22 protein-coding genes are annotated in these 21,902 nt (G+C 69.5%); 13 read left to right on the forward strand and 9 right to left on the reverse strand.

The annotated features are described in order from the left end of the window. Nucleotides 1–577 precede the first annotated feature (577 nt). Nucleotides 578–2,599 carry a SpoIIE family protein phosphatase gene (locus ITP53_RS00160; RefSeq protein ID WP_195893177.1) on the reverse strand — a complete coding sequence of 674 codons (2,022 nt, stop codon included), beginning with the start codon at nt 2,597–2,599 and terminating at the stop codon, nt 578–580. Between the two features lie 520 nt (nt 2,600–3,119). On the opposite strand from ITP53_RS00160, the gene ITP53_RS00165 reads away from it, so the two are divergent. From ITP53_RS00165 to ITP53_RS00225, 13 genes are all read left to right on the forward strand, one after another. Beyond that, a complete protein-coding gene (locus ITP53_RS00165) occupies nt 3,120–4,178 on the forward strand; it encodes a LacI family DNA-binding transcriptional regulator (protein ID WP_195893178.1) in 1,059 nt (352 codons plus the stop codon). A 168-nt stretch (nt 4,179–4,346) separates the two neighbouring features. Next, entirely contained in the window at nt 4,347–5,276 is a 930-nt protein-coding gene (locus ITP53_RS00170) for a carbohydrate ABC transporter permease (RefSeq protein ID WP_195893179.1), read from the forward strand. Further along, nucleotides 5,273–6,172 (forward strand): carbohydrate ABC transporter permease, encoded by a 900-nt coding sequence (locus tag ITP53_RS00175; RefSeq protein WP_195893180.1) that lies wholly within the window; start codon nt 5,273–5,275, stop codon nt 6,170–6,172. Before ITP53_RS00170 ends, ITP53_RS00175 begins: the two co-directional genes overlap by 4 nt. Further along, complete coding sequence (locus ITP53_RS00180) at nt 6,169–6,813, forward strand: hypothetical protein (protein ID WP_195893181.1); 645 nt, start codon at nt 6,169–6,171, stop codon at nt 6,811–6,813. Before ITP53_RS00175 ends, ITP53_RS00180 begins: the two co-directional genes overlap by 4 nt. Then, nucleotides 6,810–8,171 carry an ABC transporter substrate-binding protein gene (locus tag ITP53_RS00185; protein ID WP_195893182.1) on the forward strand — a complete coding sequence of 454 codons (1,362 nt, stop codon included), beginning with the start codon at nt 6,810–6,812 and terminating at the stop codon, nt 8,169–8,171. The genes ITP53_RS00180 and ITP53_RS00185 overlap by 4 nt, the downstream gene beginning before the upstream one ends. Beyond that, nucleotides 8,168–9,532, forward strand: a complete 1,365-nt coding sequence (locus ITP53_RS00190; protein WP_195893183.1) for a sulfatase family protein — start codon at nt 8,168–8,170, stop codon at nt 9,530–9,532. The genes ITP53_RS00185 and ITP53_RS00190 overlap by 4 nt, the downstream gene beginning before the upstream one ends. A gap of 14 nt (nt 9,533–9,546) precedes the next feature. After that, entirely contained in the window at nt 9,547–11,013 is a 1,467-nt protein-coding gene (locus ITP53_RS00195) for a sulfatase family protein (protein ID WP_195893184.1), read from the forward strand. A 26-nt stretch (nt 11,014–11,039) separates the two neighbouring features. Continuing rightward, nucleotides 11,040–12,113 carry an ATP-binding protein gene (locus tag ITP53_RS00200; protein WP_195893185.1) on the forward strand — a complete coding sequence of 358 codons (1,074 nt, stop codon included), beginning with the start codon at nt 11,040–11,042 and terminating at the stop codon, nt 12,111–12,113. Then, nucleotides 12,100–12,513 (forward strand): roadblock/LC7 domain-containing protein, encoded by a 414-nt coding sequence (locus tag ITP53_RS00205; RefSeq protein ID WP_195893186.1) that lies wholly within the window; start codon nt 12,100–12,102, stop codon nt 12,511–12,513. The genes ITP53_RS00200 and ITP53_RS00205 overlap by 14 nt, the downstream gene beginning before the upstream one ends. Beyond that, nucleotides 12,513–12,869, forward strand: coding sequence for a DUF742 domain-containing protein (locus ITP53_RS00210; RefSeq protein ID WP_195893187.1), 357 nt, complete (start codon nt 12,513–12,515; stop codon nt 12,867–12,869). The genes ITP53_RS00205 and ITP53_RS00210 overlap by 1 nt, the downstream gene beginning before the upstream one ends. Beyond that, nucleotides 12,850–13,458 carry a GTP-binding protein gene (locus ITP53_RS00215; RefSeq protein ID WP_195893188.1) on the forward strand — a complete coding sequence of 203 codons (609 nt, stop codon included), beginning with the start codon at nt 12,850–12,852 and terminating at the stop codon, nt 13,456–13,458. Before ITP53_RS00210 ends, ITP53_RS00215 begins: the two co-directional genes overlap by 20 nt. Next, on the forward strand, nt 13,455–14,729 hold the full coding sequence (locus tag ITP53_RS00220) for a cytochrome P450 (RefSeq protein ID WP_236050194.1): 1,275 nt from the start codon (nt 13,455–13,457) through the stop codon (nt 14,727–14,729). The genes ITP53_RS00215 and ITP53_RS00220 overlap by 4 nt, the downstream gene beginning before the upstream one ends. A 27-nt stretch (nt 14,730–14,756) precedes the next feature. Beyond that, nucleotides 14,757–15,308 (forward strand): hypothetical protein, encoded by a 552-nt coding sequence (locus ITP53_RS00225; RefSeq protein ID WP_195893189.1) that lies wholly within the window; start codon nt 14,757–14,759, stop codon nt 15,306–15,308. Nucleotides 15,309–15,586: 278 nt separating this feature from the next. Here the strand turns inward: ITP53_RS00225 and ITP53_RS00230 are convergent, their stop codons facing one another. From ITP53_RS00230 to ITP53_RS00265, 8 genes are all read right to left on the reverse strand, one after another. After that, nucleotides 15,587–16,105, reverse strand: a complete 519-nt coding sequence (locus ITP53_RS00230; protein ID WP_195893190.1) for an SRPBCC domain-containing protein — start codon at nt 16,103–16,105, stop codon at nt 15,587–15,589. After that, a complete protein-coding gene (locus ITP53_RS00235; protein WP_195893191.1) occupies nt 16,102–16,404 on the reverse strand; it encodes an ArsR/SmtB family transcription factor in 303 nt (100 codons plus the stop codon). Before ITP53_RS00235 ends, ITP53_RS00230 begins: the two co-directional genes overlap by 4 nt. A gap of 298 nt (nt 16,405–16,702) precedes the next feature. Continuing rightward, entirely contained in the window at nt 16,703–17,104 is a 402-nt protein-coding gene (locus ITP53_RS00240) for a hypothetical protein (RefSeq protein WP_195893192.1), read from the reverse strand. Nucleotides 17,105–17,126: 22 nt separating this feature from the next. Then, a complete protein-coding gene (locus tag ITP53_RS00245) occupies nt 17,127–17,795 on the reverse strand; it encodes a TetR/AcrR family transcriptional regulator (protein ID WP_195893193.1) in 669 nt (222 codons plus the stop codon). Between the two features lie 334 nt (nt 17,796–18,129). Next, nucleotides 18,130–19,590, reverse strand: a complete 1,461-nt coding sequence (locus ITP53_RS00250; RefSeq protein ID WP_195893194.1) for an alpha/beta hydrolase — start codon at nt 19,588–19,590, stop codon at nt 18,130–18,132. 98 nt (nt 19,591–19,688) lie between these two features. Then, nucleotides 19,689–20,294, reverse strand: a complete 606-nt coding sequence (locus ITP53_RS00255) for a TIGR03086 family metal-binding protein (protein ID WP_195893195.1) — start codon at nt 20,292–20,294, stop codon at nt 19,689–19,691. Between the two features lie 88 nt (nt 20,295–20,382). After that, complete coding sequence (locus tag ITP53_RS00260) at nt 20,383–21,057, reverse strand: alpha/beta fold hydrolase (RefSeq protein WP_195893196.1); 675 nt, start codon at nt 21,055–21,057, stop codon at nt 20,383–20,385. A gap of 2 nt (nt 21,058–21,059) precedes the next feature. After that, a complete protein-coding gene (locus ITP53_RS00265) occupies nt 21,060–21,860 on the reverse strand; it encodes a DinB family protein (protein ID WP_195893197.1) in 801 nt (266 codons plus the stop codon). Nucleotides 21,861–21,902 lie beyond the last annotated feature (42 nt).

Here is a 21,902-nt window from a genome sequence, read left to right on the forward strand (position 1 = left end):
GGAGAGAGGATCTCGATACTGTATGCGTCCAAGGCGCCCTGCGTGAAGCCGCTTAACGCTGATAAAGAGCGCCTTCGAGTTCTCGCCGAACCGCGCCAAGCGCTCTCGAGCGTTGGTCTGAGCCTCAGCAGGCGAAGAACCCGCTCGGTACCGTCCCGGTGATCCCCCTGTCGAACCGGACCAGGCTTCGGATGTAGCCCTTCTCGGTGCGCCAGACCTCCTCATAGATTGCGGCGTCATCGGCGACAGCTGTCGCCGCCTCCGGCTGTTCTCTGGCAGGCGAAGTGGCTGCGTCGTAGCCTGAGGCTGTCACCTTCCAGGAGGCGGGGCTGTGGACGACGGCACCAGCGGTTCCAGTGCACCGGTACGCACTATCGGCCAGCGCATCCAATACCTGCGTGAGCGTCGCGGCATGACCCGTGGGCTCGTTCCATCCTGAAAGCGCTGGTCAACGGGGTAATGTGATCGCGCAGGCCGTGGCCCGGGTTCTGATCTGAAGATCATTGGACCGGTGGACGTACCGGTCAAGGACCGCGGCATCCTCGGCTAACGTCAGGTTGCGGGCTCCCGTACCGGGTCAGCCGTCGGGCAGTCGGACGACGATCATTGCGATGTCATCCTTCTTGGCCGGGGGCATCTGGGCGAGCAGTTCGTCGGCGAAGACGTCGAGAGGCTCGCGGGACAGTGCGGCGGCGTGCCGGCGCAGGCGTTCGAGTCCCACGTCGAGGTGCTCACCGGGCACCTCGACGAGCCCGTCGGTGTAGAGCAGTAGGGTGCCACGCGCGGGCAGCGCCGTCACAGCGCTGGTGCGTGGCTCGTCGTCGGCGAGGCCGAGCAGCGGGCTGGCGCCGTCTTCCAGGTAGGCGGCCTCGCCCTCGTGGGTGACCAGCAGCGGCGGCGGGTGCCCGGCCACGGAGTAGTTGAGCCGCCACTCGCCGTCGCCGCAGTCTTCCAGGCGGGCCAGGACGCAGGTCGCCGTGCCTTCGTAGTGGAAGACCTCGGTGGCGATGTTGAGGCGGCGCAGGATGTCCCCGGGGGGTTCGCGCCGGTCCATGGCGAGCCCGCGGAGCATGTTGCGCAACTGGCTCATGGTGACCGCGGCGGCGAGGTCGTGTCCGGCGACGTCGCCGATGGTCAGGATGGCGGCGCCGTCGGGGTGCAGGAAAGAGTCGTACCAGTCTCCACCGATCTCGGAGGTGGTCACGCTGGGCCGGTAGCGGGCGGTGATCTCCAGCCCGGGCAGTTTGGGCGGCTCGGGGAGGAGGTAGTGCTGTAGCGCCAGGGCCACCCGTTGGGTGCGCTGGAACCGCAGCGCGTTGCTGAGGTGGGCGTGCGCGTGCTCGAACATCCGCCCCAATAGGTCGACGTCGGCGGCGCTGATCGGCTCGCGGTCTCCGGCGACCGTGGCGTCGACGATCGCGGCCATGGCGCCGTCCACGAACACCGGCACGAGGGCCATGCTGTTGACTCCGGCGCGGATGAACCACTCCTCGGCCCCGGCCGGCGCCGCGCCGGGTGGGGGCGCGCCGCTGGGAAAGGTATGCCGGATCGGGCGGCGGCTCCTGATCACATCGGCGAAACCGCTGTCCGGTTCAAAGCGCTCGGTACGCTGCATCCGGGGCGGAGGCATCCCTTCCCGATTGGTGGTCACCACCCGTTCGGCTATGAACGGCCGGGAGATCGACTGGTCGTCCTCGAACTGGGGAAGCAGGTAGATGCCGCATCCGTCCGCCAGGGTAGGGACGAGCACCTTGGAGAGCATGCCCAGCACCTCCTCCAGGTCGGCGACGTCCTCGGTCGCGGCCGCCGCCTGGTCGAGCAGCGTCCTGCGCCGGGTCTCCTGCCACTCCTGCTCGATGTCGGCACAGGCGCCGACCCACTCGACGACTTCGCCGTTCTCGATGACGGGTACGGCCCGCGAGCGGATGTGCCGGTACGTGCCGTCGGGCATCGCCAGCCGGTAGACCTGCACCAGGCGGCTCTGCCGCCGCATCGCCTGGTACGCCGCGTGCACCGACGGCACGCGGTCGTCGGGATGGATGACCTGCAGCCAGCCGTCACCGCGGTACTCCTCCCAGGTCTGCCCGCTCAGCCGCTCCCACCCGGGGCTCGGCTCGGTGATCCGGCCCAGGAGGTCACCGACCCACAGCGCCTGCGTCTCGATCTGCAGGAGGCTCTCGTAGCGCTTGAGCGCCCTGCTCTCGACGTCGGGAACCACGCGCTCGGGGACCTCGGCGATCACGATCAGCACGCCCTCCTCGCCGGACGCCAGCGAGATCTTCGACATGCTCGTCGAGGCACGGCGCTCGCGCCTCAGCGGGCCGTCCCCGCGGAGGTCGAACGGCAGCGCGCGCAGGCTGATCGCCTCCCCCGTCGCCAGCACCTGGTCGAGTCTCGTGATGTAGCCCAGCCGACGCAGGTCGCTGAACGCCTCGCGGGCGGGCAGGCCGAGCGGGCGCTCGCCGAGGATCTCCCGGTGCGCGCGGTTGGCATAGATGAGCCGGTGGTCGGGGCCGCTGGTCGCGGCGATCCCCGCGGGGGCGAGATCGAAGACGTCCAGCGGCAGGCCGCCGGACATCCAGGCTTCCGCCTCGCTCATCCTCGGTTTCCCCGGCATCAAGGGCCGCCCCTCCAGCGTGGTTCGTGCTCCTCCGATCGATGACCGTTAGGTCACCGACAGTCCCCTTAATCACGAAATTATCCATTCAACCGGGTAAACGAATGCCAATGCGCAAGGCATCAGCTCATACGTTTGCCGGGATCACGCGGATCAGGCCCGAGGACCGCTGTTCACGTCGGTCAAGGTCACCGTCGAACGCCGCGTTCACAGCGGACGGCAAAAAGCAATGGCAAGGAGGTTACCCACTCCTTGCCGCTCTCAACGTATAGCGCCCCGGGGGATGCGGGACGTGGAGCTGAACCGAGGTGGTGGCAGATCATGCGGGGCGAAGCGAGGTGACGACTGCACACAGGGCGCTGGCGGTCGAGGGGACCTGGCGGTCGGGGGCGGGCTATCCTGAGGCCGCCTGATCGCGTGATGATCATCGGAGGTTGTGAGCCCCAGGCGGCGATGTTTTTAGCTCATGTACGCGGTACGGGCCGGGCGCGGGAGGTGAGACGTGCAAGAAGAGCGGGAGCAGGGCGACCGAGCCAGAGCGCGCCAGGTGCGGATGATCGACGTGGCCAACTCGCTCGGTCTGTCCAGGGCCACCGTCTCGCTGGTGATGCGGAACAGCCCGTTGGTGTCGGCGGCGACCCGGAGCGCTGTCCTGGCCGAGGCCGAGCGGCTGGGGTACATCTACAACCAGGCCGCCGCGAACCTGCGGACCCAGCGCAACGACCTGGTCGGGCTGGTGATGCCGGACGTGATGAACCCGTTCGTCGGCGAGGTGTCGCTGGGCGTGCAGGAGGTGCTCGGGGAGGTCGGCTTCTTCGTCATGATCGCTAACACGGTCGATCGAGTGGACCTGCAACGACAGATCCTGCAGTCCCTGGTCGGGCATCGGGCGGCCGGTGTGGTCACCATCCCCGCGCTGACGGCGACCGCGGACGACTTCTCCGGCATACGCCGTAGCGGTCTGCCGACGGTGTTGCTGCTGCGGCATATCGACGGCGTGGATCTGCCGTTCGTCGGCACTGATGAGGAGGCCATCGGGCGGCTCGGCGCCGAGCATCTGATCAGCGTGCATGGCTGCCGCCGGGTGGCCTACTTCGGCGGCGACCCGCTGGCCTCGCCGCGCGTAGGCCGGATGGAGACCTTCCGTCAGGCGGTAGCCGAAGCCGAAGTCGAAGCCGGTGAAGGTGCAGGTGTCGAGTGGGACGCGGTCTGGTCGGAGCCGCTGGAGGCGACGGCGGACGCCGCGTACCGCCGCGCCTCCGAGTTGCTCGCGGCCGGGCCGCCGCCTGACGGGGTGCTGTGTCACAGCGACAACGTGGCCTACGGCCTGGTCAAGGCATTGCGTACGCACGACGCGCCGCCCTGCGCGGTGCTGGGCATCGACGACCTCCACCAGTCGGCGATGTGGAACCCGCCGATCAGCAGCATCGCCACCGATCCGGTCGAGCTGGGCCGGGTCTGCGGCCGGGTGCTGCTGGACGAGATGGGGATGCCGGTCAAGGGCAGGCGTACGCCTCCGGCGCCCGAGATTCACGCTCGCGCGTCCTGCGGGTGCCACTGAGCGATCTTGGCGGACTGCCGGGCCTCGATCGAAGCCTGAAGCTCGATGGTTGACGACTCGGCGTCAAATAAACCCACTTGACCTACAGGTTTTTATCGATATGGTTGACCCGCCTGTTTAGATCGATCTAAGGTCCATACCCAGCAGGCGCACCAAGGAGGCGCACGGATGTCCGCAGTTGTCCGCTCTCCACGGCAGCCGCGTCGCGCGCGGTGGCATCGGCGCGAGGACGGCGTCGGCCGGCTGATGTTGCTGCCGAGCCTGTTGCCGTATCTCGCCTTCGCGTTGCTGCCGATCGGCTGGCTGTTCTGGTTCAGCTTCCAGCGCTGGAACGGGTTCACGGCCCCGCGGTTCACCGGTCTGGCCAATTACCAGCGGATGATCGGCGACGAGCAGTGGTGGCTGGCGGTGCTGAACACGGCGAAGTTCGGGTTCGGCCGATTGGTCATCGAGATCCCGCTGGCGCTGGTCCTGGCCTATGTGTTCTTCCGTGGGGTTCGCGGGGGCACGGTGTACCGGACGATCCTGTTTCTGCCGCACGTGCTGTCGCCGGCGATCGTCGGCATCATCTTCGTCTTCCTGCTGCGGGAGACCGGCGGGCCGGTCAACCAGCTGCTCACCGGATCGGGCCTGGTGGAGGCGCCGATCCGGTTCCTGGGTGAGGCCGGCAGCGCGCTCGCCAGCCTCATCGGCGTCGGTGTGTGGGCCCACCTCGGGATCAATCTGCTGCTCTTCTTCGCGGGCATGATGACGATCCCGAACGAGCTGCTGGAGAGCGCGTCGCTGGAAGGCGCCGGTCACTGGTCAACGCTGCGGCACATCGTCCTGCCGCTGCTTGCCCCGGTGACGCGGGTGGTGATCCTGATCTCGATCATCGGTACGTTGCGCAGCTTCGACCTGGTCAAGACGCTCACCGACGGCGGCCCGGCCGGCGGCACCGAGGTGATGTTCACGTACCTCTACCGGTTCTTCTTCGAACCGGAGTCGGTGCCGCAGATCGGGTACGCCGCCGCGCTCGGCATCACCGCGAGCGTGATCGTCGGCATCATCTCCGTGGCCTATCTGCGGATCAACCGGAGCGGGAGGTCAGCGGTATGAGCGCACCAACCATCACCGAATCCACCAGCCAGACGGTCACCCATGCCGCACCGGTCCGGCGCAGAAGCCCCAGGGCTGTGCTGCTCCACGTGATCCTGATCGCGGCGGCTTTGATCATGCTGTCGCCCCTGGTCTTCGGGCTGTTCGCCTCGGTGTCGCCGCTCGACCAGATCCTCAGCAGGAACGGTGGCATCCTGCCCCGGGTCTGGGAGTGGGGCACCTACCTCCAGGCCTGGACCACGGCCAACTTCTCCCGCTACTTCGTCAACAGCCTGATCGTCACCGCCCTGGTCGTGCTGCTGGACACGCTCGCCTCCAGCATGACCGGGTACGTGCTGGCGCGCCGAAGGCTCCGTGGCCAGCGGTTCCTCGAGGGCCTGTACGTCGGCACCCTGTTCGTCGGCCTGACCACGGCGACGCTCTACCCGCAGTACGTGATCGCCGAGGCCCTGGGCCTGGACAACCTGCTCGGGATCGCCCTCGTCCAGCTGGCCGGGATCATGCTCGTGCACATCTTCCTGATCAAGGCGTTCGTGCTCGGCCTCGGCACCGAGATGGAGGACGCGGCCCGGGTCGACGGGTGCGGGCTGTTCGGCACCTACTGGCGGATCGCCTTCCCGCTGATGCGGCCGATCCTCGCCACCACGGTGATCCTCGGCTTCCAGGCCTCCTGGAACAACTACCAGGTGCCGCTGGTGTTCTCGCTCGCCGCGCCCGACCTGCGCACTCTGGTCGTGGGCGTGAGCGCGCTGCAGTACGACGCCGCCGAGGGGATGACGCCGTACAACACGGTGCTGGCCGGCGCGAACATGGCGCTGGTCCCGATCGTGGTGATCTTCATCGTGCTCCAGCGGTACTTCGTCCGCGGCTGGACGGACGGGTCGGTGAAGGGATGACCTTGTTCGCTCCGGACGGCGCCCTGCTCCGCGGCTGGTCCCGCTGGTGGTTCTGGGCCTGGACCAGTTGCTGCTGGTTGCTGCTGTGCCTCCCGATGATCACCGCGCCCGCGGCCACGCTGTGGCTGATCGCGCAGCAGCGCCGGTACGCGGGCGGCGAGGCCGCGCTCGGGCCGGGGGAGACGCTGCGGTTCGTGGTTCGGCGGCTGCTGCCGGCGCTGCCGCTGGCCGGGTGTCATCTCGGCGTCGCCGTCCTGGTGCTCATCGGCCTGCTCGGACCGTCGCCCGGCGGGCCTTACGGCTGGCTGGTGTTGATCACCAGTGTGGTGGCCGGGGTGACCTGGCTGCTGGTCGCGCCGTGGTCGGTGGTGATCTTCGAGCGCACCGGCCGTACCGTCGTGGCGCTGCGGATGGCGTACGTGCTGGCGCTGTCCCGCGTCGAGCTGGCGGTGACCGCGACCGCGGTCGTGATCGCGGCCGCCGTCGCCGGTCCTTTTCTGGCGACCCAGGTGCCGTACGCCGGTCCGCTGCTGGTGATCGCGCTGCCGGCGGCCACGGCCGGGCTCGTGCTCAAGCTCCGCGACCGAGCCGCCGCGGTTCGGGACACCATCCCCGCCCTTGTTGAGAAAGGCCCCCGATGATTGATTCATCCCTGACCCGCCGCGGCTTCCTCGGCACACTCGCCGCCGGGGCGTCGGCCGCCCTCGTCGGCTGCGGCGGCTCCTCGACCGGTTCCACCGATCCGAACGAGCTGACCACGATCGTGGTCTGGGACCGGGCCGGCGCGCACGCCAAGGCCCGGCAGGAGTTCTTCCACACCTGGAACGAGCAGAAGGGCAGGTCTCTCGGCATCGCCGTGCGGTACGAGCCGCAGGCGACGGACAAGTACGAAGAGATCGTCCGGCTCAGTTTCCAGACCAAGCGGGCGCCCGACCTGTTCCACAGCCCCTCGGCGCAGCTGGGCGCGTTCGTCGCGGCCGGGTGGGTTCAGCCGCTGCCTGACCTGGTCGACAAGGCCGTGCTGGACAAGGCCGCGCCGTACCACCAGAAGAACAGCGAGCTGGTCTGGGGCGGCGTGCCGTACGCCGTGCCGACCACCGCGTCCACCAACCGGATGCTGATCAACACCGACCTGTTCGAGAAGGCCGGGCTGGACCCGGACTCGCCGCCTGCGACATTCTCCGAGGTACGGCGGGCGGCGGCCGCGATCACCAAGAGCGGCGACGGTGACGCGTTCGGCATGCTGATCCCGATCAAGGCGACCGGGTTCCGGCAGTGGAGCGTCGACATCCTGCTGATGGCGGGTGACCCGGCGGTGGCGCAGTTCGGGCTGTTCAACGCGGCCACGCAGAAGTACGAGTCGGCCAAGTACGCGCCGCTGCTGGAGCTCTACCGGAGCATGATCACCGACAAGACCGCCTACCCGGGCGCCGCGACCCTGACGGGCGACGTCGCGAACAACGCCTTCGGCCAGGGCGAGGCCGGTATGTACGTCGCCAGCAGCGTGGTCGTGTCCGTGCTGGCCGACCTGGGCAGCAAGGTCAAGGTGGTCGCGGCCCCGCTGCCGGTGCCGGACGGGCAGAAGCTGGTGCGGTCGCCCATGAACGCCGGCTACCCGTACGCGATCTCGTCGACCACCGAGAACCCGGAGAAGGCCGCCGCGGTGTTCGAGGTGATGGTCGGCGACGGAGTTCAGGAGGCGCTGGCGGCGAAGGCCGCGCCGCCGCTGAGCGCCGCCGTCTGGGACTCGGCCGCGGTCAAGGACAACGCGTTCCTCCAGCAGTTCCGGCCCGCCGAACTCGATCAGCAGTGGCCGAAGACGCCCGGCGGCCTGCTGCAGGTGGATGGGGAGAGCGTCGATCAGACCGTGGAGAAGCTGCTGCTCGACCCGTCGGCTCCGCTCGAACCGGCGCTCGCCGCGATGCAACAGCGGATGCAGGCGGCCTACGACGCCGCGGTGCAGAACGGCGAGGTCGACCCGAAGGAGTTCCAGGCGTGACGGCTCCGAACGTCGTCGTGCTGATCGCCGATCAGTGGCGGGGGCAGGACCAGGGCTGGCTCGACGGGCGATCTTCCGGGGTACGCACCCCGAACCTGGATCGGCTGGCGGCAGGCGGCGCCGCGATCGCCGGCGGATGCTCCAGTTCGCCGGTCTGCGGGCCGAGCCGGGCGAGCCTGCTCACCGGTCGCCTGCCCCACCAGCACGGCGTGGTCGCCAACGACCTGCCGCTGTCGCCGCGGCTGGAGACTTTGGGTACGGCGCTGGCGGGCGCCGGGTACCGGACCGGCTGGATCGGCAAGTGGCATCTGGCCGGGCTGCCCAGGGACAAGTGGGTGCCGCCGGCCGCGCGGCCGGGGATCGAGCACTGGGTCGGGGTCGACTGCTCTCATGATCACGTCGATGGTCATTACTACGTCGGCGCCGAGAGCCCGACCAGGGTTGAATTCACCGGATACGAGCCCGAGGTGCAGACCGATCTTGCCTTGGAGTTCCTCGGCGAGCAGAATGCGCCGTTCTTTCTCACGGTCTCCTACAACCCGCCGCACGACCCCTACGACTCGGTGCCGATGCACCTTCGTACCGGCTATCCGATCGAGCGGATGACGGTGCCGCCGAACACGCCCGACGGCGACGAGCAGCGGGAGGTGCAGCGGCTCTACTGGAGCGCGATCACGGCGGTGGACACGCAGATCGGCCGGATCGTGGCGGAGTTGGACCGGCTCGGGCTACGCGGGAACACGATCGTCGTGGTCACCTCCGACCATGGCGACATGCTCGGAGCCCACGGCCTGCGGGCCAAGCAGAGCCCGTACGCGGAGGCCGTGCGGGTGCCGATGGTGATCAACGGACCCGGCGTTCCCGCGTATCGCCCGGCCGGTCTTCTCGGCCTGGTCGATCTTGCTCCGACGCTGCTCGGGCTGTTCGGGCTGCCGCCGATCGGGGCGTACGGGCGCGATCTGAGCGATCGGCTCAGAGTCGGCGGGTCGCTGCGGCAGGAGCTGGTGGTCGGCAACTGGGTCAGCTTCGACAACGGCTACGACCAGGGGATCGGCGAATGGCGGGGCTTCGTCACCGACGAGCTGACCTACGCGCGTACCGTCGATGGCCGGCCCTGGCTGCTGTTCGACGACCGCGAAGACCCGTGGCAGCTGGACAACCTGGTCGCCGACCCGGCGTCGTCCGGCCGGGTCGCCGAGGCCGACGCCCGGCTGACCGCTCTGCTGGCGGAAGCCGGGGACGCGTTCCTGCCGGCCGACCGGCTGCTGACCGAGTTGGGCCAGGTCGATGACTGGAACGCCCGCGAGTCCGCCCTGCGGGGCGACCGGGCCCGGTTGCTGCCGACGCCGACCGCTTCGTGAGGAGAGACCCGTTCATGCCCACCCGCCCGAACGTGCTGTTCGTGATGACCGACCAGCAGCGGTTCGACACCATCGGCAACACTCGTCTCGCGACGCCCAACCTCGATCGGCTGGTCGCCCGCGGGACCGTCTTCGACAACGCGTACTCCACCTCCCCGGTCTGCGTCCCTGCTCGTTACACGCTGCGCAGCGGATGCGAGCCGACCAGGACCGGGGTGTACGACAACACCGTCCCGGACGGGGGGCACGCCGCGATCCGGGATCGCTGCGGGCCGTACCTGGCCGAGGCGATGGGCCTGCGCGGGTATCGCACGTGGGGAGTCGGCAAGTTCCACACCACGCCCTGGGACGCGCCGGTCGGCTACGAGACGCAGCGGCACAGCGAGGAGTTCTACGTCAGCCCGGAGCAGCGGGCCGGGGACGCGTACGCGTCGTGGATCGCGGCCGAACATCCCGAGTACGACTGGATCGAGGCGCTGATGGGGGAGCGAACCGACATGTACTACATGCCGCAGCTCAGTCCCTTGCCGGCGGACTGCACCGTCGAGTCCTGGGCCACCAGGGAGGCGATCGGGCTGATGAGCGCCGACGACGACCGTCCCTGGTTCGGGTTCGTGTCCTACATCGGGCCGCATCCTCCGTTCGCGCCGCCGCTGCCGTACAACCGGATGTACGACCCGGACCAGATGCCCGACCCGGTGTGCGGCGATCGCGACACCGATCATCTCGACCAGCACATCCCCTGGATGAACCACCTGGTCTACGCCGAGGACGTCGATCCGCACCGCGCCCGTACGCTCAAGGCCAGGTACTACGGCGAGATCAGCTACATCGACGGCTGCATCGGCGACCTGCTGGACGCGGTGGAGCGTAGACCGGACGCGGACAACACCGTGATCTGTTTCTACGCCGATCACGGTGACCTGCTCGGTGACCATCATGGCTGGCAGAAGGAGAGCTTCTTCGAGGCGTCCGCCCGGGTCCCGTTCATGATCTCCTGGCCGGGGCGGATCGCGGCCGGTGATCGTCGATCCGAGCTGGTCTGTCTGACCGACCTGTTCGGCCTGGCCACCTCCGCCGCCGGGCAACCTGAGCTGCGGCAGGGCAGCGACCTGCTCGGCCTGCTGACCAGCGCGGCGCCACCCAGGGAGACGCTGTTCGGCTACCACGGGCGACCCGGCACCCGGCGTTTCAAGGCGATGGTCAGGCAAAGGGAGCTGAAGCTGATCTGGCTGGCCAACGGCGGGCACCGGCTGCTGTTCGATCTCGCCGCCGACCCGCACGAGATCAAGCCGGTACAGGCTGAACGGCCGGAGGACGCCGATCGGCTGACCGCGCTGTTGGCTGAGCACCTCCGGTCCGAGGACGTGGCCGAGGCGTTCGACGACGAGGAGCTGCGGACCTTCCCGTACGAGGAATGGCCGCTGACCCGGATCCACCAGTTCGACCTGTCGCGAGGGGTGACCGGCTTCGGCGCGTGAGATCAGCGTGAGATCAGCGGGCCGTCATGGCGCCGTCCACGGCCATCGGCGTGCTCGCGACGACCCCGCCGCCCGCGAGCAGCGCCCAGGAGCAGATTCTGCGGGTCCTCGTCAACGAGGTCAGCAGGGAGGCACGGGTACGTGCCGCCACCACGTCCGCGTGCGCCAGCGCCGCGGGACGGGTTCAGGCGCTGGCCACGAGCATGCTGGCCGACCTGCGTGAGATGGAGGACAGGGCCGACCGGGTCGGCCTCGGCGACCTGCTGAAGCTGGACCACACGACCGCGCAGGCCGGCCGGCTCGCCGACAGCATCGCCCTGCTGACCGGGGCGCGGTCGGGACGCCGCTGGACCAAGCCGATCGTGATGGAGAGCATCCTGCGCGGCGCGATCGGCAGGATCAGCGCCTACCAGCGGGTACGCGTGCACTCCGTCAGCACCGTCGCGATCGCGGGACACGCCGCGGAAGGCGTCATGCACGCCCTCGCCGAGCTGATGGACAACGCCGCGAGCTTCTCCCCGCCCACCGAAGAGGTGCACGTCTACGTGGAGGAGGTCAGCACCGGAATCGTGATCACGATCGAGGACTGCGGGCTGGTGATGAGCCAGGCCGCGCTGGCCCGCGCGGAGCGCGCCGTCTCCGCCGAGCCGCTGGACTTCACGAAGCTGTCCGGTTCCAGGCTCGGACTGGCGGTCGTCGGCTCCCTGGCCCGCAAGCACGGGCTGACCGTCTCCTTCCGCCCGTCCTCGCGGGGCGGTACCGGCGTGGTGGTCATGATTCCGTTGCAGCTCATCAGCCAGAGTGTCCCGGTGCCGCAGGCGGCGCAGCCTCCCGGCAGCAGGCCATGCCCGTCCAGCGATCCGTACCGCAGCAGGCGGGCCCCGAGCCGGACGGGGAGCTGCACGGGCTGCCGCGCCGCCGCCGGGGGCAGACGCTCGCGGCCGCCTCGTCCGCCACGCAGACCCCGCCGCGCCCTGCGGCCGGCCAGGAGCCCAGATCCGCGCGGACGCCTTCCGACGCCGGAGCCAAGTTCACCGCCTTCCATCAGGCGAGCAGAGCACGACAGATTGGTGAGGACGGAACTCGATGAGAACCAATGATCAGGAACTCGCCTGGTTGCTCGAGAACCTCCTGAAAGGCACTCCCCACACCAGGCACGCGCTGGTGCTGTCGAGGGACGGCCTGCGGCTCTCCCACACCGCCGGGCTCTCCATCGACCGCGCCGACCAGCTCGCCGCGATCGCCTCCGGCATCCAGAGCCTCTCGTACGGCGCCTCCATCGAGTTCGGCGACGGCACGGGAGGACTGCGGCAGTCCATGACCGAGTTCCACGGCGGGCTGCTGTTCATCGTGGAGGCGGGGGAGGGCGCGCACCTCGCCGTGGTGGCCGGCGACGACGCCGATCCGGGTCTCATCGGCCACAAGATGAACGAGTTGGTGGAGCAGATCGGTGAGTACCTGAGCGCACCACCCCGAGCCCCTCAACAGAGCCAGGTCTGATGTCGCCGCGCCTGGAGGACGAGAACCCGGACCGCCTTTACATGGTGACCGGCGGGCGCAGCGACGCCACAGACGATGGACTCGACCTGGTCACGCTGATCGTGAGCGAGTGCGATCCCACTCCGGGCATGCAGTCCGAGCATGCCCGGATCCTGCGGCTCTGCGTGAGCCCGATGGCGGTCGTGGAGGTCGCGGCGGAGCTGCGGCTGCCGGTCGGCGTCGCGCGCATCCTGCTGCGCGACCTGCTCGACATGGGACGCATCACCGCCAGAAACCCGCGTCCGGTGCCTGCCGCGGCGCGTCTGCCCGAACCCGAAATGCTGAAGCAGGTGCTCGTTGGACTCCAGAAGCTCTGAACAGGTCGCACGCGCCCCGCTGCCGAGCTCCGCGACCACCGGACTCAAGATCGTGATCGTCGGCGGGTTCGGCGTGGGGAAGACGACCATGGTCAGATCGGTCAGCGAGATCCGCCCGCTGAGCACCGAGGAGACCCTGACGCGGGCGGGGGCCGGGGTCGACGACGCGCGCGGCGTGGAGACGAAGTCCACGACCACGGTCGCGTTCGACTTCGGCCGGATCAGCCTGAACGAGGAGCTGGTGCTCTACCTGTTCGGCGCGCCGGGTCAGGAACGGTTCTGGTTCGTGTGGGACCGCCTGTTCACCGGGACGCTCGGCGCCGTCGTCATGGTGGACAGGCGCCGCCTGGCCGACTCGTGGTACGCCATCGACAGGCTCGAACACCACGGCATGCCGTTCATCGTGGCCCACAACCAGTTCGGCGGGCCCGCGCACTCGCTCGACCAGATACGTGACGCGCTCGACCTCGGGGCCGACGTGCCGCTGGTCGCCTGTGACGCGCGGCAGCGGGAGTCCAGCAAGTCCGTGCTGATCACCCTCGTCAACCATCTCCATGCTCTGTCCACCGCCCGGCAGGTGACCTCATGACCGACGCCACGCATTCCTCCGACCCCATCTCCTGGTTCGCCTCCCGGGCCAGGGCGCCGGAGCACGACGCATTCGCGGGCGCCTTCCCGATGTACGGCAGGACATACCACCAGAATCCCGCCCGAGCCTTCGAGGAGATGCGGCGGCACGGTCCCGTGGTGCCGATCCTGCTCGAGGGCGACGTGCCCGGCTGGCTGGTGCTCGGCTACCGCGAGCTGCGTTACGTGCTCAGCAATCCCAAGCTGTTCACCCGCGACTCGCGCCAGTGGAACCAGTGGGACAACATCCCGCCCGACTGGCCCCTCATGGCGTACGTCGGTTACCAGCCGTCGATGCTGTTCGAGGTGGGTGCGGCGCACGAGCGCCGGGCGGGCGCGCTCAGCGAGGCGCTGGCCGCGGCCGACCAGTTCGAGCTGCGCGCGCACTGCGAGCGGGTCGTCGAGGGCTTGATCAACGCGTTCATCGGCTCAGGACGGGCGGATCTGATAGCGCAGTACGCCGTCCCCATCCCGCTGCTCGCCCTCGGGTCGATGCTCGGCCTGCCCGACCAGGACACCCGCGCGTTGCTCGGAGAGGTGGCCACCGCCCTGAACGGCGGGCCGGCCGCGATGGAGGCGTACCAGCGGATACAGGCGATCATGACCCGGCTGCTGGAGTCGAAACGGCAGCGCCCGGGGCCCGACCTCCCCTCCCGGCTGCTGGCCCATCCCGCCAAGCTCACCGACGAGGAGCTCACCCAGGACCTGCTCCTGACCCTGACCGCGGGCGACGATCCGACGGCCACCTGGATCGGGAACACGCTCCAGCTCATGCTGACGGACGACCGGTTCGCCATGACGCTGTCGGGTGGCCGGAGCAGCATCGGCCAGGCGCTGAACGAGGTGCTGTGGAAGGAGGCGCCCGGGCAGATCGCCATCGGACGGTGGCCCGTGATGGACACCCAGCTCAGCGGCCGCCGCATCCGGGCGGGTGACCTGCTCGTCTGCGGTCTGGCCGCCGCCAACCTCGATCCCGCGGTGCATCCTGACTTCTACCGGGACTCCATGGGCAATCACGCGCACATGACGTTCGGGTACGGCGCGCACGGCTGCCCGCATCCCGCGCCGGAGCTCGCGGAGATCATCGCGCACATCGCGGTGGAGATGCTGCTCGACCGGCTGCCTGACGTGGTGCTCGCGGTGCCGCCCGAGACGCTGGAGTGGCGTACGTCGATCCAGATGCGCAGCCTCAAGACGCTGCCCGTCGAGTTCACCCCCGGCTACCCGACCTGACCCACGCCCCCGCCGTAAACTGCGGATATGCGGCGTTTGGTCAGTACGGTGGTCGTGGTGGTGGGGGACGGTGCCGGAGAGGTGGTCGCTGACCTGGACGGCCTGCACAACGTGCGGGCGATCCCCCGGGGGGAGCGCGGGCCGGCCGAGGTGATGGAGATCGCGGGGCGGTCGGCGGCTACGTACGTGGTGCACGACGCCGATCCGCTGGCCGCTGTGGCGGAGGCGTGGACGGAGTTCTTCGACGGCACGGGGGTGGTCGGCGCCCTGGAGGTGGCGATCGAGGCCGCGCTGGGCGAGCTGCGCGCCGATCGGCTGGTGCTGCCCGACTACTACCTGGTGCTGGATCCGGACGGGATGACGGAGACGTGGCGGCACTGGTGGTTCGGGGTGCTGGCCGGGGTCGCGCCCGTGCGGGTGGTGCCCGTACACGCCTCGGCGTCGGCGGTCTCCTTCGAGCTGGGACGGCTGACGGCTGGGCGGTGGTGGCCCGCGGACCTGGAGACGTGGCTGCGCGGCCTGCCCCGCGTGGTGCCCGACCACGCCGGCCTGCCGGGCGCCGGCGTACCGTCGGTCTAACACCGGCTGGCGCCGGCGTGTTGTCGGCCCAGCGCCGCGCGGGAGTGGTGCGGGGCAGGTCCTGCAGGACGGGGTTGAGATGGCTGAGCACGAGCGCTCTGCTCAGCGAGGGACCGATGACCCCGGTAGCCGTGCGGCGGATCTCGGTCAGGCCGCCTCGCCGAGGTCGGTGCAGTGTGCGAACGTCGCATCGTCCGCCGCCACCGCGTGGCGCGCCTCCGAGATCCTCTTGAACGACGACCTGTTCCTCCGCCATCCCGATGCGGTAGTGCGGTAACTCAGGCGTCACCGTTGTTTCCACGCAGAGCCGCCGCAAAGCGCCGGCCCGGGCCCGGGTCCACCCCGAAGCGCTGGGCGTAGTGTTCGTGGAGCTCCTCCCACGGCTCGTGCGCCACCTCTTCGGAGATGAACTGGCCGGCGAGATGCGGCCCGAGCCGCCAGAAGTAGGCCTCCCAGCCGGTGGCGGTCTGCGCCGCGGAGTCCAGGTCGTCGATGACGTGGGTGAAGATCAAACGGCAGCCGTCTCCCTCGGGGACCAGCTCGAAGCTGTGCGGCTGGCCTGCGTAGGTCCACGCCAGGCGGCGGGGTGGATCGACCTCGGTCACCTCCAGGGTCTGTCCGGCGGCCTCGAAGGTCTCACCCTTCGCCGGCGTCCAGTCGACGGCTGCGGGGAACCAGCGCTCCAGCTCCGCCGGCACGCTGACGGCTCGCCACACGCGCTCGATCGGGTGGGCGAGCGTGCGCTCGAAGCGCAGCGCCGGGCGACCGTCGATGGTCTCCAGGGTTCCGTGAATCATGGGTTCTCCTCCAGGTGCCGTTCCAGGGCGTCGAGGCGCCTCGACCAGAACACCCGATAGGGCTCCAGCCACTGGTCGACCTCGGCAAGGGGTTCTGGGCGCAGCGCGTACACACGCTGCTTGCCCTCGATGCGCACCGCGACGAGTCCGGCCTCGCGCAATGTCTTGAGGTGCTTGGACACGCCCGGCTGACTGAGATCAAGGCGTTTCACCAGCTCCCCGACGGACCGCTCACCAGCACGCAGCAGGTCGAGAATCTGCCTGCGGTGCGGCTCCGCCAGGGCTGCGTAGGCGCTCACGTGCTCATATTGCCAAATGGAAATATGATTCTGCAACCCTTGGCTGAGTCAGTCCTCCGATGGGCCGCCACAAGCCGCTCCGAGTCAGCCGATCCCTGCGCTCGGCCGCCCCCATTAAGTCGGTCCAAACGATCGGCCCATCCTCACCACGTGCCGCCGCGCGGCGGAGACCGGGGCCGCGGTCAGGTCCCGCGCGGCACGAGACGAGGAGTGAAGCACGCCAGATGATCGCCGCCGCTCATGGCGGGTTCGGTCAGAACTTGAGCGTGTGCCCGTCACCGGGAGCCGCCGGCGACGGTCAGACCGCCTCGCCGAGGTCGGTGCAGTGTGCGATCGTCGCATCGTCCGCCGCCACCGCGTGGCGCGCCTCCGCCAGCCGGACACCACGGATGATCTCGGCGGGTCCGCTCGACGCCAGGACGTCCATGACCCCTGGCCAGTCGGTGAGCCCGAACCGGTCCACGATGCGGCTGGCTCCGTTGCTGAGCAGTACGGCGCCGGTCACCTCGGAGATCGGACAGCTTCCGGTGATCGCCTCGTCCGCCGCCCGCGGGTCGTCCTTGGCCAGCCAGAAGCCGCCCGGCTGGTTCCGGTTGGCGCGCAACTCTTCCCACGCGGGCGTGACCGGATTGGCCGCCTCTTCCGAGGACGGCGCGCACCCGAGCACGGGCATCCAGTTCATCATCACGTCACTCAGCACCAGGGGCACCACCGTCAGCGCGTCATTTGGCGCGGGCGAGTAGGCTGGCGAGTGTGGTCTGCAGGATTTCGCCGTACATGGTGGCGAAGTCCACCCGGGAGCCCGCGAGCCGGGGGTCGGCCGTGGCCTCGACGACGGCCGGGGCCGGGTTGCTGAACGGCCACAGGCCCACCAGCGAGACGACGGCGTGCCGCGTCAGAGTGAGCGCGTCGTCCGCGCCCAGTGCCGGTATCCGGTCGCTGATCAGGTTCGCCAGCGTGGTGCGGTGTTCCAGGTCGATGAGTTTGTACGCGCGCACGGTGCCGGCGGAGACGTTCCGCTCCAGGACGCTCGGCAGCAGACTCCACAGCTGGCACAGGACCGGCCGGGCGGCGAGGGAGTCGGCCCAGGCCTGCATCACCCCGTCGGGTTCGCAGGGCGGGGCCGGCCACTCGCTCGCCAGGGCGGCTTCCAGCCAGGACAGCCGCAGCCGGTTGAGCAGCTCCAGGAAGACGCCCTCGCGGCTCTCGAAGTAGCGCACCACATGCGTCTTCGACACACCCAGCCGGCGCCCGAGCTCGCGGAGGCTGATCTCCTCCGCCGGCATCTCGGCCAGCAGCGCCTCCGCGGCGTCCAGGATCTCCTGCCTGCGCAGTTCTCGCTGCTCGGGCCGCCTGGCCCGTTGGAAGGCCGGCACCTCCACGTCGTCCATCAAATCTCCTCAGGCGCTGCGGGCGCTGGCAGCCCCAGGATAGCGGTCCGCTGGACACTTGATAGGTGTCCGCCGGACCGCTAAAGTCATCATCGTAAAGGTCCATCGGACACCTATTGAGAGACGCGGGCCTCGCCCAGTACATCGAGCCGCGCTGGCCGGCCGCTTCACCAGCGGCACCTCGTTCTCCAGCGGCGACTTCCGCTCCACTCTGCCCAAGTTCCAGCCAGAGAACTTCGCGGAGAACCTCCGCCTCGTCGAGGGACTGTTCGACCCCGCACGGGTGCGCGGCGGCCAGTACGGCACCCTCAATGTCCGCTGACCATTGGGTCCTTCAGCGGCAGACGGTGTCGTGCCGGGGGCGGGAGCCGTCCGCCAGGAACCGGGAGACGGTACGGTCTCCGCAGGCATTGCCGTTGGCCAGGTAGGCGCCGTGGCCTCCGGAGTCGACGGCGACCATGACGGCCCGGTCGCCCAGTGCCCGGCGCATCTCCAGCGCACCGCTGTACGGGGTGGATGGGTCGCGCAGGTTGTTGATCAGCAGGATGTTCGACGGGCCATGCGAGGTGACGCGTACGGCCGGTTCCTCGGGGGCCGGCCAGAAGGAGCACGGGCTCATGGCGACGGGCATCCCCGCGGTCAGCGGATACTCGGCGCGGTTCTTGAGCACCCGGCTCTGGTGCCAGGAGACGGAACGCGGCCACTCGACGTCGTTGCAGATGGTGCCCATGACCACCGCGAGCGTGTTCTGCAGCGCAGCCTCGGGGACCTGCTGCGGCTCGGGCAGCGGGCTCTTCCCGAGCCCCGCCTTCATCAGCCCGGCCAGCGCGGGGAAGGTGGTGTCGGAGTACAGCGCGTTGAGCATGGTTTCCCGCAGGACGTTGCCGTTGAGCTCGGGCGGGTTGCTGCCGGGCCAGGGCAGCGGATGCTCGTCGAGTCGCTCGGCGAGGCCGAGGAAGGTCTTCCGCACGGCTTCTGACGTGTCGCCGAGGCCGTAGGTGTCGGCGCGGGCGGCGGCCCAGGCGGCGAACTCGGGGAAGCGGTCCTCCACGGCGACGCCGTAGTTCTCCAGCCAGCCACGGGCGACCCGACGGTGGTCGGGGTCGTCGTTGCTGTCCAGCACCACCCGATCGGTGCGCTGCGGGAACATGGTCGCGTAAACCGCCCCCACGTAGGTGCCGTACGAGACGCCCCAGTAGGACAGCTTCCGCTCGCCCAGCGCGGCGCGGAGGCTGTCGATGTCCCTGGCCTCGGTGCGCGTGCTCATGCCGCGCAGCACGTCCCCGCCGTTGTCGGCGCACGCCTGCGCGGCCCGACGCGCCCAGGCGACGTTTCCGGTGATGTCGCCGTCCTTGCCAGGCCAGCCCTTCATCAACGAGGGCGAGAGGTCGGCCGGATCCATGTCGCACGACACGGGACTGCTGCCGCCGACACCCCGGGGGTCGAAGCCCACCAGGTCGTACTGCTCCGACACCTCCTTGGGCAACCGCTTCACGTGGGCGCTCGGTTTGTTGATGGACGAGCCGCCGGGCCCGCCCGGAATCAGGAGCAGCACCCCGCGCCGCCTGCCCGGTGACGCGGTGGCGATCCGGGAGACGGCCAGCGTGATCTGCTCCCCATGAGGATTGTCATGGTCCAGCGGCACCTTCACGCTGGCGCACTCCTGCCGGGGATCGACTCCCTGCCCCTGCGCGCACGGCTTCCAGTCGATCTTCTTCTCCGCCGCCTGCGCGCCGTGCGGAACGGCGGCGAACAGCAGGCCGGCGATGGCCATAGGAATCACAATCCGTTTCATGGGGTACACGCTGCCGGTCCGGGGCCCACGACCACGATCAGGTACACCGGCGGGAAAGGGGTAGGGCATGCCCTACCCCAGCGCCCTGACCTGTGGCTTCATGGCTGCGAAGATTTGGGCGTCCACGCGGGGTCGCGGCCTGCGAAGCCGAGTGCGCGGTCGAACGCCGCCGCGTCCTCGGGGACGTCGACCACCGGTCCGAAAAGCCCTTCCCTGCCGGCTGCCTGCTCCGGTTGCGCCGACGCGCTGGTGAACGCGAGGACGGCCGCCGTGTCGGCCGGGGTGCACGTGAACGGCTGGCCGGTCGCGCGGGCCAGGTCCCAGCCGTGCAGGACCAGCTCGTCCAGCGCGACCACGCCGATCTGCTCGGCGGGCAGCGTCACGCCGCCGGCCTCGGTCATCCCCTCCCAGGCGCTCGGGTCGCGCCAGGCCTCCACCAGTTCATCGAGCCGCCGTGGAAGCAGCGTGCGCCACTGCGGATCGAGGTGCCCGGCACTCTGCGCTCCCGGCCCTGGCCCGTCTTCGGGTGGGGTGACCTTGCGGGCCGCCCAGGTGAACGCCAGCGACAAGCCCATGAAGTGGTCGAGCAGCGCCGCGACCGACGTGTCAGCGCACGGCGTCGGATCGTCCAACCGGTCCTCGGTCACGCCGTCCAGCAGGCGTACCACCTGGTGGGCAGCGGATTCCAGGTCGATCATGGGCATGGCGATTCCTCTCCGTCGGTCGTCGCTCTACCGTGTTGACTCCCCAGCATCGAAGAAGTCATCGGCCGGCGCGGGCGTGGCGGCGTGGTCAGGCGCCGGTTGCCGCTGCGGCCAGGAGCCGGGCGAGTTCGAGCGGCTTGGTCAGCATGGGCCAATGGCCGGAGTCGATGTCGACGAAGTCAAGGTGCTTGGCCTTGGCGAGTTCGGGCACGTCGCCGGCGTCGATCCACTGCTGAGCCTGGGCGGGGGTGTATTCGGGGCACACGAGTACGGCAGGGACGTCGAAGCGTCGCTCGTCCGTCAGACGTACCACACCCTTGGCCACTCCCTCAGGCACGGGGATCGCGGCGGAGGTGAAGGTCCGCTTGGCCTCCTCGTCGAGGTCGGCGGAGTCAGGCCCCTCGAACGGGCCCCAGCCGGGGAAGGGCATGACGCCGTCCTTCAGCTCGAAGAAGTCGGCGTAGCGGCTCCCGTCGGCGCACGGGAAGCCGCCGATGAGGGCGACCTTGGCGACCCACTCAGGTCGCGCGTCGGCGGCCAGCCAAGCCAGCGTGCAGGCGGCGGAATGCCCCACCACCATGGGCTTTTCCGACGCCGAGTCAACGGCGGCGAGCACCGCCGCCACCTGGTCGTCGAGCGTGGCCGAGGCCTGAGCGGGGAGGGTGATCGGTACGGGGCGGTGGCCGCGCGCCTCGAGCGCGGGTGCGACGTCGTCCCATGCGGATCCGTCGAGCCACAGGCCGGCAATGAGCAGGATGTCCATGATCAGTCTTCTTTCTCCAGTGCGGTCAGATCACGTTCGGCATAGAGCCGGTGTTCCCATTCCTCGTTGAGGACGATGTGGAGGCATTCCTTGAAGGGGAAGCCCTCCATTTGAGGCCAGCCGGGCTCGGTGCGGGTCACGTCGGAGGCGAGTTGCTCGTCGGTGAGCGACTCCATGACGTGGCGGACCATCGCCTGGCGTTCGCGCCGGACGGTGAGCACCTCGTCGAGCGAGGGCCGCGCCTCGCGGTCCCACGGGATGCCGTCCCACCCGGGCGCCTCGTCCCACGGGAGGTCCAACGGGTGCCACGGCGAGGCGTCGCCGAGGATCATCCGGCCCACCCAGGCGGCGCCGGCGAAGTTGAGGTGCCGCAGGGTCTGGATGAAGGACCACTCCTCGTCGACTCCGCGGTGGAGCGCCACCTCCGGGAACGTCCTCGCACGCGCGACGGTGCCCTCCCACAGCCGCTCCAGGATCGCCCACGCCGCACGGAATCCCTCGGCGTCGTCGGGACGCATCCTCGCCCGGTCGGGCATCCGACGGTTGAGTTCGGCGTCGATGAGCGGCGCGATGTCGACGCCGTTCACGACGACGTTCTTCAGCTCGCCGCTGATCTCGACGTCGACCAGCTCGACGCCGCGCATGCGGCTCCGGTTGAACAGGGCGGCGCGGATCCGCGCGCCGGTGAAGTCGACTTCCCGCATGCGGGCGTCGTTGAGGTACACCTGGGTGAAGGCGGCGTCACGGAGGCTCACGCGTTCGAAGCGTGCTCCGGTGAGGTCCTGCCGTCGGAACTCGGTCATGGGACGTCATGCTAGGAGGGGTTCCGGACGATCTACTTCCGG

The organism is Nonomuraea cypriaca (assembly GCF_015645445.1).
GTDB lineage: Bacteria > Actinomycetota > Actinomycetes > Streptosporangiales > Streptosporangiaceae > Nonomuraea > Nonomuraea cypriaca.

Bases quoted from the DNA above. Each gene is read 5' to 3' on its own strand.
- ITP53_RS00160 (WP_195893177.1), bottom strand. From the start codon at position 2,599: ATGAGCGAGGCGGAAGCCTGGATGTCCGGCGGCCTGCCGCTGGACGTC.
- ITP53_RS00170 (WP_195893179.1), top strand. From the start codon at position 4,347: ATGTCCGCAGTTGTCCGCTCTCCACGGCAGCCGCGTCGCGCGCGGTGG.
- ITP53_RS00175 (WP_195893180.1), top strand. From the start codon at position 5,273: ATGAGCGCACCAACCATCACCGAATCCACCAGCCAGACGGTCACCCAT.
- ITP53_RS00180 (WP_195893181.1), top strand. From the start codon at position 6,169: ATGACCTTGTTCGCTCCGGACGGCGCCCTGCTCCGCGGCTGGTCCCGC.
- ITP53_RS00185 (WP_195893182.1), top strand. From the start codon at position 6,810: ATGATTGATTCATCCCTGACCCGCCGCGGCTTCCTCGGCACACTCGCC.
- ITP53_RS00195 (WP_195893184.1), top strand. From the start codon at position 9,547: ATGCCCACCCGCCCGAACGTGCTGTTCGTGATGACCGACCAGCAGCGG.
- ITP53_RS00200 (WP_195893185.1), top strand. From the start codon at position 11,040: ATGGCGCCGTCCACGGCCATCGGCGTGCTCGCGACGACCCCGCCGCCC.
- ITP53_RS00205 (WP_195893186.1), top strand. From the start codon at position 12,100: ATGAGAACCAATGATCAGGAACTCGCCTGGTTGCTCGAGAACCTCCTG.
- ITP53_RS00210 (WP_195893187.1), top strand. From the start codon at position 12,513: ATGTCGCCGCGCCTGGAGGACGAGAACCCGGACCGCCTTTACATGGTG.
- ITP53_RS00220 (WP_236050194.1), top strand. From the start codon at position 13,455: ATGACCGACGCCACGCATTCCTCCGACCCCATCTCCTGGTTCGCCTCC.
- ITP53_RS00225 (WP_195893189.1), top strand. From the start codon at position 14,757: ATGCGGCGTTTGGTCAGTACGGTGGTCGTGGTGGTGGGGGACGGTGCC.
- ITP53_RS00230 (WP_195893190.1), bottom strand. From the start codon at position 16,105: ATGATTCACGGAACCCTGGAGACCATCGACGGTCGCCCGGCGCTGCGC.
- ITP53_RS00245 (WP_195893193.1), bottom strand. From the start codon at position 17,795: ATGGACGACGTGGAGGTGCCGGCCTTCCAACGGGCCAGGCGGCCCGAG.
- ITP53_RS00250 (WP_195893194.1), bottom strand. From the start codon at position 19,590: ATGAAACGGATTGTGATTCCTATGGCCATCGCCGGCCTGCTGTTCGCC.
- ITP53_RS00255 (WP_195893195.1), bottom strand. From the start codon at position 20,294: ATGCCCATGATCGACCTGGAATCCGCTGCCCACCAGGTGGTACGCCTG.
- ITP53_RS00260 (WP_195893196.1), bottom strand. From the start codon at position 21,057: ATGGACATCCTGCTCATTGCCGGCCTGTGGCTCGACGGATCCGCATGG.
- ITP53_RS00265 (WP_195893197.1), bottom strand. From the start codon at position 21,860: ATGACCGAGTTCCGACGGCAGGACCTCACCGGAGCACGCTTCGAACGC.